This window comes from Pseudomonas sp. D3, from assembly GCF_029320995.1.
Taxonomy (GTDB): Bacteria; Pseudomonadota; Gammaproteobacteria; order Pseudomonadales; family Pseudomonadaceae; genus Aquipseudomonas; species Aquipseudomonas paraveronii.
In genome coordinates this window covers 2,623,857-2,640,139 of the sequence record NZ_CP119772.1, presented here as the reverse complement: position 1 = coordinate 2,640,139, position 16,283 = coordinate 2,623,857, and the positions used below count along the sequence as shown (strand labels likewise).

At 60.5% G+C, this 16,283-nt stretch carries 14 protein-coding genes; all 14 read left to right on the top strand.

Annotated elements, in window-relative coordinates; translation table 11 throughout:
- Positions 1-31: 31 nt before the first annotated feature.
- On the top strand, positions 32-1,402 hold the full coding sequence (gene purB, locus P3S72_RS12180) for an adenylosuccinate lyase (protein ID WP_247397111.1): 1,371 nt from the start codon (positions 32-34) through the stop codon (positions 1,400-1,402).
- Between the two features lie 84 nt (positions 1,403-1,486).
- Positions 1,487-2,656, top strand: a complete 1,170-nt coding sequence (locus P3S72_RS12175; RefSeq protein WP_276197514.1) for a cupin domain-containing protein — start codon at positions 1,487-1,489, stop codon at positions 2,654-2,656.
- Positions 2,649-3,071, top strand: coding sequence for a GNAT family N-acetyltransferase (locus tag P3S72_RS12170; RefSeq protein WP_276197513.1), 423 nt, complete (start codon positions 2,649-2,651; stop codon positions 3,069-3,071). The genes P3S72_RS12175 and P3S72_RS12170 overlap by 8 nt, the downstream gene beginning before the upstream one ends.
- Positions 3,072-3,336: 265 nt before the next feature.
- Positions 3,337-4,074: a secretin N-terminal domain-containing protein gene (locus P3S72_RS12165; protein ID WP_247397103.1), complete on the top strand. Its 738-nt coding sequence runs from the start codon at positions 3,337-3,339 to the stop codon at positions 4,072-4,074.
- Positions 4,075-4,566: 492 nt separating this feature from the next.
- Positions 4,567-5,892, top strand: coding sequence for an isocitrate lyase (gene aceA / locus P3S72_RS12160; RefSeq protein WP_276197512.1), 1,326 nt, complete (start codon positions 4,567-4,569; stop codon positions 5,890-5,892).
- A gap of 655 nt (positions 5,893-6,547) precedes the next feature.
- Positions 6,548-6,961: an NADH-quinone oxidoreductase subunit A gene (locus P3S72_RS12155; protein WP_003219575.1), complete on the top strand. Its 414-nt coding sequence runs from the start codon at positions 6,548-6,550 to the stop codon at positions 6,959-6,961.
- A gap of 10 nt (positions 6,962-6,971) precedes the next feature.
- Positions 6,972-7,646, top strand: a complete 675-nt coding sequence (locus tag P3S72_RS12150) for an NADH-quinone oxidoreductase subunit B (protein ID WP_003219572.1) — start codon at positions 6,972-6,974, stop codon at positions 7,644-7,646.
- Between the two features lie 72 nt (positions 7,647-7,718).
- On the top strand, positions 7,719-9,503 hold the full coding sequence (gene nuoC / locus P3S72_RS12145) for an NADH-quinone oxidoreductase subunit C/D (protein WP_276197511.1): 1,785 nt from the start codon (positions 7,719-7,721) through the stop codon (positions 9,501-9,503).
- A 2-nt stretch (positions 9,504-9,505) separates the two neighbouring features.
- A complete protein-coding gene (nuoE, locus tag P3S72_RS12140; protein ID WP_017848059.1) occupies positions 9,506-10,003 on the top strand; it encodes an NADH-quinone oxidoreductase subunit NuoE in 498 nt (165 codons plus the stop codon).
- Entirely contained in the window at positions 10,000-11,355 is a 1,356-nt protein-coding gene (gene nuoF, locus P3S72_RS12135) for an NADH-quinone oxidoreductase subunit NuoF (protein WP_276197510.1), read from the top strand. Before nuoE ends, nuoF begins: the two co-directional genes overlap by 4 nt.
- Before the next feature lie 135 nt (positions 11,356-11,490).
- The gene (nuoG, locus tag P3S72_RS12130) at positions 11,491-14,205 is read left to right on the top strand and encodes an NADH-quinone oxidoreductase subunit NuoG (RefSeq protein ID WP_276197509.1); all 2,715 of its coding nucleotides are present in this window, start codon (positions 11,491-11,493) and stop codon (positions 14,203-14,205) included.
- The gene (gene nuoH, locus P3S72_RS12125) at positions 14,202-15,209 is read left to right on the top strand and encodes an NADH-quinone oxidoreductase subunit NuoH (protein WP_088426354.1); all 1,008 of its coding nucleotides are present in this window, start codon (positions 14,202-14,204) and stop codon (positions 15,207-15,209) included. The genes nuoG and nuoH overlap by 4 nt, the downstream gene beginning before the upstream one ends.
- Positions 15,210-15,220: 11 nt before the next feature.
- Positions 15,221-15,769 carry an NADH-quinone oxidoreductase subunit NuoI gene (gene nuoI, locus P3S72_RS12120; RefSeq protein ID WP_003174725.1) on the top strand — a complete coding sequence of 183 codons (549 nt, stop codon included), beginning with the start codon at positions 15,221-15,223 and terminating at the stop codon, positions 15,767-15,769.
- Between the two features lie 9 nt (positions 15,770-15,778).
- Positions 15,779-16,282, top strand: a complete 504-nt coding sequence (gene nuoJ, locus P3S72_RS12115; protein ID WP_247396832.1) for an NADH-quinone oxidoreductase subunit J — start codon at positions 15,779-15,781, stop codon at positions 16,280-16,282.
- Position 16,283 lies beyond the last annotated feature (1 nt).

Sequence of the window (16,283 nt, the reverse complement as noted above, 5' to 3'; positions counted from 1 at the left end):
ATTTCGTTGCCCGACTGTCCGAGAACACCCCATGCAGCTCTCTTCGCTCACTGCGGTTTCCCCTGTTGACGGCCGCTACGCCGGCAAGACCCAGGCCCTGCGCCCGATTTTCAGTGAATACGGCCTGATCCGTGCCCGCGTACTGGTTGAAGTGCGCTGGCTACAGCGCCTGGCCGCTCACCCTGCCATCAGTGAAGTGCCGGCGTTCTCCGCCGAGGCCAACGCTGCATTGAACACGCTGGCGGAAAACTTCTCTCTGGAGCACGCCGAGCGTGTCAAAGAGATCGAGCGCACCACCAACCACGACGTCAAAGCCATCGAATACCTGCTCAAAGAGCAAGCGGCCAAGCTGCCGGAACTGGCCAAGGTCAGCGAATTCATCCACTTTGCCTGCACCAGCGAGGACATCAACAACCTGTCCCACGCGCTGATGCTGCGCGAAGGCCGTGATGACGTGATGCTGCCGCTGATGCGCCAGACCGCCGAAGCCATCCGCGAACTGGCGATCCGCTTCGCCGCTGTGCCGATGCTGTCGCGCACCCACGGTCAACCAGCCTCGCCGACCACCCTGGGCAAAGAACTGGCCAACGTGGTGTACCGCCTGGAGCGCCAGATCGCTCAAGTCGCTGCCGTCCCGCTGCTGGGCAAGATCAACGGCGCCGTAGGCAACTACAACGCCCACCTGTCGGCCTACCCGGAGATCGACTGGGAAGCCAACGCCCGCGCCTTCATCGAAGACGAACTGGGCCTGGGCTTCAACCCGTACACCACGCAGATCGAACCGCACGACTACATCGCCGAGCTGTTCGACGCGATTGCGCGCTTCAACACCATCCTGATCGACTTCGATCGCGATGTCTGGGGCTACATCTCCCTGGGCTACTTCAAGCAGCGCACCATTGCCGGTGAAATCGGTTCGTCGACCATGCCGCACAAGGTCAACCCGATCGACTTCGAGAACTCCGAAGGCAACCTCGGCATCGCCAACGCGCTGTTCCAGCACCTGGCCAGCAAGTTGCCGATCTCCCGCTGGCAGCGAGACCTGACCGACTCCACCGTACTGCGCAACCTCGGCGTGGGCTTTGCCCACAGCGTGATCGCCTACGAAGCCAGCCTCAAAGGCATCAGCAAGCTGGAACTCAACGAGCAGAAAATCGCCGCTGACCTGGATGCATGCTGGGAAGTACTGGCCGAGCCGATCCAGACCGTGATGCGCCGCTACAACATCGAAAACCCCTACGAGAAGCTCAAAGAGTTGACGCGCGGCAAAGGCATCAGCCCTCAAGCACTGCAAACTTTCATCGACGGCCTGGACATGCCCGCCGCTGCCAAGGCCGAGCTGAAACTGCTCACCCCGGCCAACTACATCGGCAACGCCGTGGCCCAAGCCAAACGCATCTGATCATAGCAAGCCCCTTTGAGACGCCCGGCCGCGCCGGGCGTTTTTATTTCAGTCTGAAAAGTGCTTTTTTTCAATAGGTTACACATGAATCCTGATATCCCTCTTCAACTTCTGGGCGGCATCACGGCACGGGAATTCCTGCGCGACTACTGGCAGAAAAAACCGCTGCTGATCCGCCAGGCCATTCCTGACTTCGAAAGCCCGATCGATGCCGATGAACTGGCCGGCCTGGCCCTGGAAGAAGAAGTCGAGTCGCGCCTGGTGATCGAACACGGCGAGCGTCCGTGGGAACTGCGCCGCGGTCCGTTCGCCGAAGACACCTTCAGCACCCTGCCCGAGCGCGAGTGGACCCTGCTGGTGCAGGCGGTCGACCAGTTCGTGCCGGAAGTCGCCGAACTGCTCGAGCAGTTCCGCTTCCTGCCTAGCTGGCGCATCGACGACGTGATGATCAGCTTCGCCGCGCCCGGCGGCAGCGTGGGCCCGCACTTCGATAACTACGACGTGTTCCTGCTGCAAGCCCATGGCAAGCGCAACTGGAAGATCGGCCAGATGTGCAGCTCTGAAAGCCCGATGCTGCAACACGCCGACCTGCGCATCCTCGCCGAATTCGAAGAGAGCGCCGAATGGGTGCTGGAACCGGGCGACATGCTCTACCTGCCGCCACGCCTGGCCCACTACGGCATTGCAGAAGATGACTGCATGACCTACTCGGTAGGCTTCCGCGCGCCTAGCGCTGCCGAAGTGCTAACCCACTTCACCGACTTCCTGAGCCAGTACCTTACCGACGAAGAGCGCTACACGGACGCCGACATTCAGCCGGCCAGCGACCCGCACCAGATCCAGAGCGACGCCCTCGACCGTCTCAAAAGCCTGCTGGCCGAGCACATGAGCGACGAGCGCATGCTGCTGACTTGGTTCGGCCAGTTCATGACCGAGCCGCGCTACCCGGAACTGGTCGCAGGCCCAGAAGAGCTGCAGGAAGAAGACGTGGTCGGCAGCCTGGAAGACGGCGGCGTACTGATCCGCAACCCAAGCGCGCGCATGGCCTGGTCCGAAGTGGACGACGACCTGCTGCTGTTTGCCAGCGGCCAGAGCCGTTACCTGCCCGGCAAATTGCGCGAACTGCTGAAAATGATCTGCGCAGCCGAAGCCCTGCACATCGACAACCTCGGTGAATGGCTGGCGGACGAAGATGCCCGCGATCTGCTGTGCGAACTGGTCAAGCAAGGAAGCCTGGGGTTTGCCGATGAATAGGATTCACGTAAGTGTCGCGGACTGGCATAAGGATATCGCCGAGATTCGGCGCATTCGTGAAGCGGTATTTATCGCCGAACAATCGGTTCCACCGGAACTTGAATGGGATGCAGATGACGCGGACGCCGTGCATTTCCTCGCGTTCGAGGGCGACTTTCCGATTGGCACCGCACGCCTGCTGCCCAGCGGAGAGATCGGCCGCGTGTCGGTCCTCAAGGACTGGCGCGGGCTGAAAGTCGGCGACAAGCTGATGGAAGCGGTGATTGGCGAAGCCGAAAAACGCGGCCAGCGCAAACAGTTCCTCAGCGCACAGGTCTATGCTGCGCCGTTCTATGAGCGACTGGGCTTCAAGATTGTCAGTGATGAATTCCTCGAAGTCGGGATTCCGCATGTCGACATGGTGCGCGAGGGCTGATCCGGGACCGCGTCGCGGCTATCGGGGGCAAGTCGAATCGTCGCACCGCCCCTCCCACACTTGACCGCATTCCAAGGGATGTCTCGGTCAAAATATGGGAGGGGCGGTGCGACGATTCGACTTGCCCCCAATAGCTATTTCAGCAGCACCACACACCCTGCCATCCATCGATGCCAGGGTGTTTTGCCGTCTACGATTCAACTTGCGACCCGCCAGGCCGACAAACTGGCACTATCAAGCCTTATGACTCGCAGAGATAACGGACATGTCCCTACGCACCCTGCTCACCGCCCTCCTCCTGACCGCCAGCTTCACGGCAGTGGCCGACACCGAAGTCGTCAACCTGAGCAACCGCACCAGCGCCGACCTGCTGCCCGTGGCGCAGAACTTCCTCGGCAAGGATGGCACCGTCAGCGCCTACGGCAATCAACTGATCGTCAATGCCGACCCTGCCAAGATCCAGGGCCTGCGCGCCCTGCTCGCGCAACTGGACACACCGGCCAAGCGCCTGCTGATCACCGTCGACACCAACGAAAACAACCAGCAAAACAGTGGCGACAGTCAAACCCGCATCATCAGCTACGGTACCGCCAGCCGCGACGGCGGGATCCAGCAGATCCAGGCCAGTGAAGGCGTGCCCGCACTGATCCAGGTGGGCCAGAGCGTGCCGCTGACCACCACCCAGCCCGACGCCTATGGCCGCCCGCAAAACCAGACCCAGTACCGCAACGTCACTCAAGGCTTCTACGTGACCGCCAGCGTGACAGGCGACACCGTACACCTGGCGATCAGCACCAACCGTGACCGCATGAGCCAGGAGCGTCCTGATGTAGTGAACGTGCAGAGCACCGACACAAGCGTCAGCGGCCGCCTGGGCGAGTGGATTCCGCTGGCCGGCATCAATCGCGAAACCCAGGCCGACAAAACCTCTCAAACCCGCACCTACACTACCCAGGGCCGCGACGACCTGACTTTACGCGTTAAAGTCGAGACCTTGAACTGAAGCACCAATAACTGACTGACGAGTCGTATGAGACTAAAGATGTAGTGCCAGAAAAAAAGCACTACAAAACATTTGACGATCCAAAAAAGCATGGGCATGATGGCGTCGCTCCCGCTAATCAGAGGCCCTGGCAAGGGCCTTCGGATCGTCACTCTAAGTTACCCACCTGAGCCGATTCGTGTCTGTACCGCCCACAAGGTGTGTTTGACGAGGTTGCGACTGGAACGAAGTTGTCCCGAGGGACGGAAGCTAACCAGGTAACGCGGCTACACACTGATGGATCGCCCAAAGGCCCACGATGCCCGAAGACCGTTCGCAGTTTGCCCTTACCTGCCCAACTCCCCTCTCGCCCTTCGTTCATCCCGTCGCCTCCCCGCCAGACTTGACTTGAACACCGGTGCTTCTGGTCAGCGAGCAGCCATGCCCACGCACTGTATACGTGGCTGGCAAACGGAATTTTCCACCCAGACCTATGCGACGAGGTTTATCTCCATGGCACTGACACGCGAACAGCAAATTGCAGCCCTTGAAAAAGACTGGGCTGAAAACCCACGCTGGAAAGGCGTGACCCGCGCTTACTCCGCTGCTGACGTCGTCCGCCTGCGTGGCTCGGTTCAACCTGAGCACACTTTTGCAAAACTCGGCGCCGAGAAGCTGTGGAACCTGGTCACCCAGGGCGCCAAGCCTTCCTTCCGTCCCGACAAAGATTTCGTCAACTGCATGGGCGCCCTGACCGGTGGCCAGGCAGTCCAACAGGTAAAAGCCGGTATCCAGGCGATCTACCTGTCCGGCTGGCAAGTGGCTGCGGACAACAACTCCGCCGAATCCATGTACCCCGACCAATCGCTGTACCCGGTGGACTCCGTGCCAACCGTGGTCAAGCGCATCAACAACTCGTTCCGTCGCGCCGACCAGATCCAGTGGAAAGCCGGTAAAGGCCCGGGCGACGAAGGCTACATCGACTACTTCGCACCGATCGTGGCTGACGCCGAAGCCGGTTTCGGCGGCGTGCTGAACGCCTACGAGCTGATGAAGAGCATGATCGAAGCAGGCGCTGCCGGCGTTCACTTCGAAGACCAACTGGCCTCGGTAAAAAAATGCGGCCACATGGGCGGCAAAGTACTGGTACCGACCCAGGAAGCCGTACAGAAGCTGACCGCTGCCCGTCTGGCTGCTGACGTTGCCGGTACACCGACCATCATCCTGGCCCGTACCGACGCCAACGCTGCCGACCTGTTGACTTCGGACTGCGACCCATACGACCAACCGTTCGTCACTGGCGAACGTACCCAGGAAGGCTTCTACAAAGTGCGCGCCGGTCTCGACCAGGCCATCGCTCGCGGCCTGGCCTATGCCCCTTATGCTGACCTGATCTGGTGCGAAACCGCCAAGCCGGACCTGGCAGAAGCCCGTCGCTTCGCTGAAGCGATCAAAAAGGAATACCCGGACCAACTGCTGTCCTACAACTGCTCGCCTTCCTTCAACTGGAAGAAAAACCTGGACGACGCAACCATCGCCAAGTTCCAGCGCGAACTGTCCGCCATGGGCTACAAGCACCAGTTCATTACCCTGGCCGGCATCCACAACATGTGGCACAGCATGTTCAACCTGGCGCACGACTACGCCCGCAACGACATGACCGCCTACGTGAAGCTGCAGGAGCAGGAATTCGCTGACGCCTCCAAGGGTTACACCTTCGTGGCTCACCAGCAGGAAGTGGGCACCGGCTACTTCGACGACATGACCACCGTGATCCAGGGCGGCAGCTCGTCCGTGACCGCGCTGACCGGCTCGACCGAAGAAGAACAGTTCCACTGAGTGACTGAGCAAACGGCCATTGCGGGCCCTATGAAAAGCTAACCGCAATGCCGCTCGATCTATGCCCCGACTGGTTCGGGGCGTTTTTTTGCCCGAAAAAACTCCCCCTGACACCACGCAAATCAAAAATATGGGAGGGGGCTTGCCCCCGATTACGGTGTGTCAGTCAATACTTCGTTGCTGATCCAGCGCAATCAGGGGCAAGCCCCCTCCCACATTGGGAAATGTGCCCAACCTAAAATTTTGGGCAAAACATTGATCCAAAGCGGTATTTTGTTCAGATAAATCGGATAAAAGATCCGCTCCGGCAACTAGCGGTATTCAAGCAAGTAACGACAACTTCCTGTGCCGAACCATGACCATCCGCTTAACGCTCACCCAAACAACATTCATTATCATTTGGACCATGAAAGCGTCGTTACAGGTTAAACAAAACATATTTGATAAAAAGCCCGCTAATGCCCGTAAATCAAGGGCTGCAGCCTCAAGGAGGTGTACTATGTGCTTATTCCACCGAATAATTTCGCTATAGGAATTTTACTTGCCCGGTGTTTAGCCATAAAATCACCGCGATTGATTCCGCTGCGACATATCGTCACTGCATTGTTACTTTTTCGAGCTCAGAGACCTTTGCTCTCTGTTAAGGATTACCAGCATGACCGAAGCGACAGGACTCATGGCCCACAACTGGGGCTTTGCCATTTTCCTCCTCGGTGTTGTCGGCCTCTGTGCCTTCATGCTCGGCGTCTCCAGCCTACTCGGGTCAAAAGCCTGGGGCCGCAGCAAAAACGAACCGTTCGAGTCCGGCATGCTGCCCACAGGTGGCGCCCGCTTGCGGCTCTCAGCCAAATTCTATCTGGTCGCGATGCTGTTCGTGATCTTCGATATCGAAGCCCTCTTTCTCTTTGCCTGGTCTGTGTCCGTCCGCGAAAGCGGCTGGACCGGATTCGTCGAAGCCCTCGTTTTCATAGCAATTCTGTTGGCAGGCCTTGTCTACCTATTTCGAGTGGGCGCCCTTGATTGGGCTCCGGAAGCTCGTCGCAAGCGGCAAGCGAAGCTGAAACAATGAGGCTTTGGCGATGCAATACAATCTCACCAGGATCGACCCGGATGCTCCTAACGAGCAGTACCCCATCGGCGAACGGGAAACCGTTTCCGATCCGTTAGAAGACCAAGTCCACAAAAACATCTACATGGGCAAGCTGGAAGACGTGCTGAGCGGTGCGGTCAACTGGGGGCGTAAAAACTCCCTGTGGCCGTACAACTTCGGTCTGTCCTGCTGCTACGTGGAAATGACCACCGCCTTCACGGCGCCCCACGACATCGCGCGCTTTGGCGCCGAAGTGATCCGGGCATCGCCGCGTCAGGCGGATTTCATGGTTATCGCCGGAACCTGCTTTATCAAGATGGCGCCGATCATTCAGCGTCTCTACGAGCAAATGCTCGAGCCAAAGTGGGTTATCTCCATGGGTTCGTGCGCCAACTCCGGTGGCATGTACGACATCTATTCCGTTGTTCAGGGGGTGGACAAGTTCCTGCCCGTGGACGTCTACGTGCCTGGCTGCCCGCCCCGCCCTGAAGCATTTTTGCAAGGCTTGATGCTGTTGCAGGAATCGATTGGCAAGGAGCGTCGCCCACTTTCCTGGGTTGTCGGAGATCAAGGCGTTTACCGCGCCGAGATGCCGTCACAAAAGGAACAGCGCCGCGAACAGCGTATTCAGGTCACCAACCTGCGCAGCCCCGACGAAGTTTGATCCAGAGCCGCTTCTTTTATAGAACGAAAACCTGGCTTCATTCTTTACGTTGACCGAAAGCGATAAAAAACCATGACTACAGGCAGTGCTCGACGCATCCCGCCTTATAAGGCAGACGACCAGGATGTGGTCGTCGAACTCAATAACCGTTTTGGCCCTGACGCCTTCACCGCCCAGGCCACACGTACCGGCATGCCGGTGCTGTGGGTGGCGCGTGCCAGGCTCGTCGAAGTCCTGACCTTCCTGCGCAACCTGCCCAAGCCATACGTCATGCTCTATGACCTGCATGGCGTGGACGAGCGCCTGCGCACCAAACGCCAGGGACTGCCGAGCGGCGCCGATTTCACCGTGTTCTACCACCTGATGTCGCTGGAACGTAACAGCGACGTGATGATCAAGGTCGCCCTGTCCGAGAGCGACCTGAGCGTCCCGACCGTGACCGGTATCTGGCCAAACGCCAACTGGTACGAGCGCGAAGTGTGGGACATGTTCGGCATCGACTTCCCGGGCCACCCGCACCTGTCGCGCATCATGATGCCGCCGACCTGGGAAGGTCACCCGCTGCGCAAGGACTTCCCTGCCCGCGCCACCGAATTCGATCCGTTCAGCCTGACGCTTGCCAAGCAGCAGCTTGAAGAAGAAGCCGCACGCTTCCGTCCGGAAGACTGGGGCATGAAGCGTTCCGGCACCAACGAGGACTACATGTTCCTCAACCTGGGCCCGAACCACCCTTCAGCGCACGGTGCCTTCCGCATCATCCTGCAACTGGACGGCGAAGAAATCGTCGACTGCGTGCCCGACGTCGGTTACCACCACCGTGGTGCCGAGAAGATGGCCGAGCGCCAGTCCTGGCACAGCTTCATCCCGTACACCGACCGTATCGACTACCTCGGCGGCGTGATGAACAACCTGCCTTACGTGCTCTCGGTCGAGAAGCTGGCCGGCATCAAGGTACCGGACCGCGTCGATACCATCCGCATCATGATGGCCGAGTTCTTCCGGATCACCAGCCACCTGTTGTTCCTGGGTACCTATATCCAGGACGTCGGCGCCATGACCCCGGTGTTCTTCACCTTCACCGACCGTCAGCGCGCCTACAAGGTCATCGAAGCCGTCACCGGTTTCCGCCTGCACCCGGCCTGGTACCGCATTGGCGGTGTCGCCCACGACCTGCCCAATGGTTGGGAGCGCCTGGTCAAGGAATTCATCGACTGGATGCCCAAGCGTCTGGACGAGTACCAGAAAGCCGCCCTGGACAACAGCATCCTCAAGGGCCGCACCATCGGCGTCGCGGCCTACAACACCAAAGAGGCCCTGGAATGGGGCGTCACCGGTGCAGGCTTGCGTTCCACCGGTTGCGATTTCGACCTGCGTAAAGCGCGTCCGTACTCCGGCTACGAGAACTTCGAATTCGAAGTCCCGCTGGCGGCCAACGGCGATGCCTACGACCGTTGCATCGTGCGCGTCGAAGAAATGCGCCAGAGCCTGAAAATCATCGAGCAGTGCATGCGCAACATGCCGGCCGGCCCGTACAAGGCGGATCACCCGCTGACCACGCCGCCGCCGAAAGAGCGCACGCTGCAGCACATCGAAACCCTGATCACGCACTTCCTGCAAGTTTCGTGGGGCCCGGTCATGCCGGCCAACGAATCCTTCCAGATGATCGAAGCGACCAAGGGTATCAACAGTTATTACCTGACGAGCGATGGCGGCACCATGAGCTACCGCACCCGGATTCGTACTCCAAGCTTCCCGCACTTGCAGCAGATCCCTTCGGTGATCAAAGGCGAGATGGTCGCGGACTTGATTGCGTACCTGGGTAGTATCGATTTCGTTATGGCCGACGTGGACCGCTAAGCATGAATAACACGCTTATCCAGACAGACCGTTTCACCTTGAGTGAAACCGAGCGCTCGGCCATCGAGCACGAGCTCCATCACTACGAAGACCCGCGCGCGGCGTCGATCGAAGCCCTGAAGATCGTCCAGAAGGAACGTGGCTGGGTGCCGGACGGCGCCCTCTACGCCATCGGCGAGATACTCGGCATCCCCGCCAGCGATGTTGAAGGCGTGGCCACGTTCTACAGCCAGATCTTCCGCCAACCCGTGGGCCGCCACATCATTCGCGTATGCGACAGCATGGTCTGCTACATCGGTGGTCACGAGTCGGTGGTCAGCGAGATCCAGAACAAGCTGGGCATCGGCCTCGGCCAAACCACCCCGGACGGCCGCTTCACGCTGCTGCCGGTGTGCTGCCTGGGCAACTGCGACAAGGCGCCGGCGTTGATGATCGACGACGACACATTCGGTGACGTGCAGCCTGCTGGCGTGACCCAATTGCTCGAGGGCTACCCATGACCCTGACTTCCTTCGGCCCGGCCAACCGCATCAAGCGGTCGCCCGAGACTCACCCGCTGACCTGGCGCCTGCGTGACGATGCCGAGCCTGTATGGCTCGAGGAGTACCAGGCCAAGAACGGTTACGCGGCTGCGCGCAAAGCGTTTGCCGACATGGCTCAGGACGATATCGTCCAGACCGTGAAGGACGCCGGCCTCAAGGGCCGCGGCGGTGCAGGCTTCCCCACTGGCGTGAAGTGGGGCCTGATGCCCAAAGACGAATCCATCAACATCCGCTACCTGCTGTGCAACGCGGATGAAATGGAGCCGAACACCTGGAAAGACCGCATGCTGATGGAGCAACTGCCCCATCTGCTGATCGAAGGCATGCTCATCAGTGCACGCGCGCTGAAAACCTACCGGGGCTACATCTTCCTGCGTGGCGAATACACCACCGCCGCCAAGAACCTCAATCGAGCAGTGCTAGAAGCCAAGGCTGCAGGCCTGCTGGGCAAGAACATCCTCGGTTCGGGTTTCGACTTCGAACTGTTCGTACACACCGGCGCCGGGCGTTATATCTGCGGTGAAGAAACCGCACTGATCAACTCCCTCGAAGGCCGCCGCGCCAACCCGCGCTCCAAGCCGCCCTTCCCTGCCGCCGTTGGCGTGTGGGGCAAGCCGACTTGCGTGAACAACGTCGAAACCCTGTGCAACGTGCCGGCGATCATTGCCGACGGCGTGGACTGGTACAAATCGTTGGCCCGCGAAGGCAGTGAAGACATGGGCACCAAGCTCATGGGGTTCTCTGGCAAGGTCAAGAACCCTGGCCTGTGGGAACTGCCATTCGGCGTGACCGCGCGCGAGCTGTTCGAGGACTACGCCGGCGGCATGCGCGACGGCTACACCCTCAAGGCCTGGCAGCCAGGCGGCGCCGGCACCGGCTTCCTGCTCCCCGAGCACCTCGACGCACAAATGTATGCCGGCGGCATCGGCAAGGTCGGCACCCGGATGGGGACTGGCCTGGCGATGGCGGTGGACAACACTGTGAACATGGTCTCGCTGCTGCGCAACATGGAGCAGTTCTTTGCCCGCGAATCCTGCGGTTTCTGCACCCCGTGCCGCGACGGTCTGCCGTGGAGCGTCAAGCTGCTGATGGCCCTGGAAAAAGGCGAAGGCCGCGAGGGTGACATCGAAACCCTGCTGGGGCTGGTCGGCTTCCTCGGCCCAGGCAAGACCTTCTGTGCTCACGCACCGGGCGCCGTGGAGCCATTGGGCAGCGCAATCAAATATTTCCGCTCGGAGTTCGAAGCCGGCATCGCGCCCACCAGCGCCGCCGTCCCGCCTCTGGCGAGGCCGATCGTAGTCGGCGCGTAACGCTTAAACCGGCGAAGGGTCCGTGCCCCTCGCCTCGTCATGTGCTGACGCCGTCAAGGCTGTGTTGATGCACATGAATAACAAGATTCCATTAGCCACGCCCGCTGACAACGGGCCAACGAAGAACTTTGAACCATGGCCACTATCCACGTAGACGGCAAAGCGCTCGAAGTCGATGGGGCGGACAACCTGTTACAGGCGTGTCTGTCACTAGGCCTCGACATCCCTTATTTCTGCTGGCACCCCGCTCTTGGTAGCGTCGGTGCCTGTCGCCAGTGTGCGGTCAAGCAGTACACCGACGAGAACGACACCCGTGGTCGTATCGTCATGTCCTGCATGACCCCAGCCACCGACAACACCTGGATCTCCATCGACGATGATGAATCCAAGGCGTTCCGCGCCAGTGTCGTCGAATGGCTGATGACCAACCACCCGCACGACTGCCCGGTCTGCGAGGAAGGCGGTCACTGCCACCTGCAAGACATGACGGTGATGACCGGCCACAACGAGCGCCGCTATCGCTTCACCAAGCGCACCCACCAGAACCAGGAGCTGGGCCCGTTCATTTCCCACGAAATGAACCGCTGCATCGCCTGCTACCGCTGCGTGCGTTTCTATAAAGACTACGCCGGCGGCACCGACCTCGGCGTATTCGGCGCCCACGACAACGTGTACTTCGGTCGCGTTGAAGACGGCGTACTGGAAAGCGAATTCTCCGGCAACCTCACCGAGGTTTGCCCAACCGGCGTGTTCACCGACAAGACTCACTCCGAGCGCTACAACCGTAAGTGGGACATGCAGTTCGCCCCGAGCATCTGCCATGGCTGCTCCAGCGGTTGCAACATCTCCCCGGGCGAGCGCTACGGCGAACTGCGTCGCATCGAAAACCGCTTCAACGGTTCGGTCAACCAGTACTTCCTGTGCGACCGTGGCCGTTTCGGCTATGGCTACGTCAACCGCGAAGACCGCCCACGTCAGCCACTGCTGGCCGGCGGCGCGAAGCTGAACACCGACGAAGCCCTGGATAAAGCCGCCGACCTGCTGCGCGGTCGCAACATCGTCGGCATCGGTTCGCCACGCGCCAGCCTCGAAAGCAACTACGCGTTGCGCGAACTGGTCGGCGCCGAACACTTCTACTGCGGTATCGAAGCCGCTGAACTGGAGCGCATCCGCCTGGTCCTGCAAGTGCTGAACGACAGCCCGCTGCCGGTGCCGAACATGCGCGACATCGAAGACCACGATGCGATCTTCGTGCTCGGTGAAGACCTGACCCAGACCGCCGCGCGTATGGCTTTGTCGCTGCGCCAGTCGGTCAAAGGCAAGGCCGAAGCCATGGCCGACGCCATGCGCGTGCAGCCTTGGCTCGACGCCGCAGTGAAAAACATCGGCCAGCACGCGCTGAACCCGCTGTTTATCGCCAGCCTGGCCGAAACCAAGCTCGACGACATCGCCGAAGAATGCGTACACGCAGCGCCAGATGACTTGGCCCGCCTCGGTTTCGCCGTGGCCCACGCCCTCGACGCCAGCGCGCCTGCCGTTGAAGGCCTGGACGCTGAAGCCGTGGCACTTGCCCAGCGCATCGCCGACGCCCTGCTGGCGGCCAAGCGCCCATTGATCATTGCCGGCACCTCGTTGGGTTCCAAGGCGCTGATCGAAGCGGCGGCCAACATCGCCAAGGCCTTGAAGCTGCGCGAGAAGAACGGTTCCATCAGCCTGATCGTGCCGGAAGCCAACAGCCTCGGCCTGGCCATGCTCGGTGGCGAGTCCGTCGACAGCGCCCTGCAAGCCGTGATCGATGGCAAAGCCGACGCCCTTGTGGTGCTGGAAAACGACCTGTACACCCGCACGGATTCGGCCAAGGTCGACGCCGCGCTGAACGCCGCCAAAGTACTGATCGTTGCCGATCACCAGAAGACCGCCACCAGCGAGCGTGCTGACCTGGTATTGCCGGCTGCGACCTTCGCTGAAGGCGACGGTACTTTGGTCAGCCAGGAAGGCCGCGCCCAGCGCTTCTTCCAGGTGTTCGATCCGAAGTACATGGACGCCAGCATCCTGGTTCACGAAGGCTGGCGCTGGCTGCATGCCCTGCGCTCGACCCTGCTGAATCAGCCGATCGACTGGACCCAGCTCGACCACGTCACCGCAGCCGTCGCTGCGAGCGCCCCGCAACTGGCGCGCATCGTTGACGCAGCACCGTCCGCCGCGTTCCGCATCAAGGGCATGAAACTCGCCCGTGAGCCGCTGCGTTACTCCGGTCGTACCGCCATGCGCGCTGACATCAGCGTGCATGAACCGCGTACTCCGCAAGACAACGACACCGCGTTCGCCTTCTCCATGGAAGGTTACTCGGGTTCGGTCGAGCCACGTCAGCAGGTGCCATTTGCCTGGTCGCCGGGCTGGAACTCGCCGCAGGCCTGGAACAAGTTCCAGGACGAAGTCGGTGGTCATATCCGCGCTGGCGACCCGGGCACCCGCCTGATCGAAACCCAGGGCGACGCGTTGAACTGGTTCGCCGCCGTACCGCGTCCGTTCAACCCAGCCCAGGGCACCTGGCAGGTTGTACCGTTCTTCCACCTGTTCGGCAGCGACGAGACCTCGTCCAAAGCCGCACCGGTTCAAGAGCGCATCCCGGAAGCCTACGTGTCCGTGGCCAAGTCCGAAGCCGACCGCCTGGGCGTCAACGACGGTGCCCTGCTCAGCTTGACCGTGGCCGGTCAGACCCTGCGTCTGCCGCTGCGCATCAACGACGAGTTAGGCGCCGGCCTGGTTGCACTGCCAAAAGGCATCGCCGGTATTCCACCGTCGATCTTTGGCCAAACCGTTGACGGTCTGCAGGAGGCAGCGCAATGACCTGGTTCACCCCTGAAGTCATCGACGTGATCATTGCGGTCGTCAAGGCCATCGTGATCCTGTTGGCCGTGGTCGTGGCGGGCGCTTTGCTCAGCTTCGTCGAACGTCGTCTGCTCGGCTGGTGGCAGGACCGTTACGGTCCGAACCGCGTTGGCCCGTTCGGCATGTTCCAGATCGCTGCCGACATGCTGAAAATGTTCTTCAAGGAAGACTGGACGCCACCGTTTGCCGACAAGGTGATCTTCACCCTGGCACCGGTGGTGGCCATGAGCGCCTTGCTGATCGCCTTCGCGGTCATCCCGATCACCCCGACCTGGGGCGTGGCGGACCTGAACATCGGCCTGCTGTTCTTCTTCGCCATGGCCGGTCTGTCGGTCTACGCGGTACTGTTCGCCGGTTGGGCCAGTAACAACAAGTTCGCCCTGCTGGGCAGCTTGCGGGCCTCGGCCCAGACCGTGTCCTACGAAGTGTTCATGGGCCTCGCGCTGATGGGCATCGTGGTGCAGGTCGGCTCGTTCAACATGCGCGACATCGTCGAGTACCAGGCGCAGAACCTGTGGTTCATCATTCCGCAGTTCTTTGGCTTCTGTACGTTCTTCATCGCTGGCGTCGCCGTGACTCACCGTCACCCGTTCGACCAGCCGGAAGCGGAACAGGAACTGGCCGACGGTTACCACATTGAATATGCCGGCATGAAGTGGGGCATGTTCTTCGTCGGTGAGTACATCGGCATCATCTTGATCTCGGCCCTGCTGGTCACGCTGTTCTTCGGCGGCTGGCACGGTCCGTTCGGCATCCTGCCGCAGCTGGCGTTCTTCTGGTTTTTCCTGAAGACCGCGTTCTTCATCATGCTGTTTATCCTGCTGCGCGCTTCCATTCCGCGTCCACGGTATGACCAGGTGATGGATTTCAGCTGGCGCTTCTGCCTGCCGCTGACCCTGATCAATTTGCTGGTGACTGCTGCCGTTGTGTTGTTGAACACGCCAGCGGGCGCGGTTCAGTGAGGATTTGACCCATGTTCAAATATATTGGCGACATCGTTAAGGGTACCGGTACCCAGTTGCGAAGCCTGGTGATGGTGTTCGGTCACGGCTTTCGCAAACGCGACACCCTGCAATACCCGGAAGAAGCGGTGTACCTGCCGCCGCGCTATCGCGGCCGCATCGTACTGACTCGCGACCCCGATGGCGAAGAGCGTTGCGTAGCCTGCAACCTGTGCGCCGTGGCATGCCCGGTGGGTTGTATCTCCCTGCAGAAAGCTGAAACCGAAGACGGTCGCTGGTACCCGGACTTCTTTCGCATCAACTTCTCGCGCTGCATTTTCTGCGGCCTCTGCGAGGAAGCTTGCCCGACCACCGCGATCCAGCTCACACCGGATTTCGAGATGGCCGAGTTCAAACGTCAGGACCTGGTGTACGAGAAAGAAGATCTGCTGATCTCTGGTCCCGGTAAAAACCCTGATTACAACTTCTATCGTGTTGCAGGTATGGCCGTTGCCGGTAAGCCGAAAGGCGCCGCACAAAACGAAGCCGAACCGATCAACGTGAAGAGCTTGCTGCCTTAAGGAAGAAAGATGGAATTCGCTTTCTATTTCGCATCGGGTATTGCAGTGGTGTCCACGCTTCGCGTGGTCACCAACACCAACCCCGTGCACGCCCTGCTCTACCTGATCATTTCGCTGATCGCCGTGGCCATGACCTTTTTCAGCCTCGGCGCACCGTTCGCCGGTGTACTGGAAGTGATCGCCTACGCTGGCGCCATCATGGTGCTGTTCGTGTTTGTGGTGATGATGCTAAACCTCGGGCCGGCCTCGGTCGCCCAGGAACGCGTTTGGCTCAAGCCCGGCATCTGGCTCGGCCCGGTGATCCTCGCCGCGCTGCTGCTGGCTGAACTGCTGTATGTACTGTTCGCTCACCAGAGCGGCCAGGCCATCGGCCACACCACCGTTGACGCGAAGGCCGTGGGCGTTAGCCTGTTCGGCCCGTACCTGCTGGTGGTCGAACTGGCTTCGATGCTGCTGCTCGCCGCAGCCATCACCGCCTTCCACTTGGGCCGTAACGAAGCCAAGGAGCAATGAC

What these genes read in the sequence shown, in the direction of transcription:
- purB (WP_247397111.1), top strand. Translation starts at nt 32, where the DNA reads ATGCAGCTCTCTTCGCTCACTGCGGTTTCCCCTGTTGACGGCCGCTAC.
- P3S72_RS12175 (WP_276197514.1), top strand. Translation starts at nt 1,487, where the DNA reads ATGAATCCTGATATCCCTCTTCAACTTCTGGGCGGCATCACGGCACGG.
- P3S72_RS12170 (WP_276197513.1), top strand. Translation starts at nt 2,649, where the DNA reads ATGAATAGGATTCACGTAAGTGTCGCGGACTGGCATAAGGATATCGCC.
- P3S72_RS12165 (WP_247397103.1), top strand. Translation starts at nt 3,337, where the DNA reads ATGTCCCTACGCACCCTGCTCACCGCCCTCCTCCTGACCGCCAGCTTC.
- aceA (WP_276197512.1), top strand. Translation starts at nt 4,567, where the DNA reads ATGGCACTGACACGCGAACAGCAAATTGCAGCCCTTGAAAAAGACTGG.
- P3S72_RS12155 (WP_003219575.1), top strand. Translation starts at nt 6,548, where the DNA reads ATGACCGAAGCGACAGGACTCATGGCCCACAACTGGGGCTTTGCCATT.
- P3S72_RS12150 (WP_003219572.1), top strand. Translation starts at nt 6,972, where the DNA reads ATGCAATACAATCTCACCAGGATCGACCCGGATGCTCCTAACGAGCAG.
- nuoC (WP_276197511.1), top strand. Translation starts at nt 7,719, where the DNA reads ATGACTACAGGCAGTGCTCGACGCATCCCGCCTTATAAGGCAGACGAC.
- nuoE (WP_017848059.1), top strand. Translation starts at nt 9,506, where the DNA reads ATGAATAACACGCTTATCCAGACAGACCGTTTCACCTTGAGTGAAACC.
- nuoF (WP_276197510.1), top strand. Translation starts at nt 10,000, where the DNA reads ATGACCCTGACTTCCTTCGGCCCGGCCAACCGCATCAAGCGGTCGCCC.
- nuoG (WP_276197509.1), top strand. Translation starts at nt 11,491, where the DNA reads ATGGCCACTATCCACGTAGACGGCAAAGCGCTCGAAGTCGATGGGGCG.
- nuoH (WP_088426354.1), top strand. Translation starts at nt 14,202, where the DNA reads ATGACCTGGTTCACCCCTGAAGTCATCGACGTGATCATTGCGGTCGTC.
- nuoI (WP_003174725.1), top strand. Translation starts at nt 15,221, where the DNA reads ATGTTCAAATATATTGGCGACATCGTTAAGGGTACCGGTACCCAGTTG.
- nuoJ (WP_247396832.1), top strand. Translation starts at nt 15,779, where the DNA reads ATGGAATTCGCTTTCTATTTCGCATCGGGTATTGCAGTGGTGTCCACG.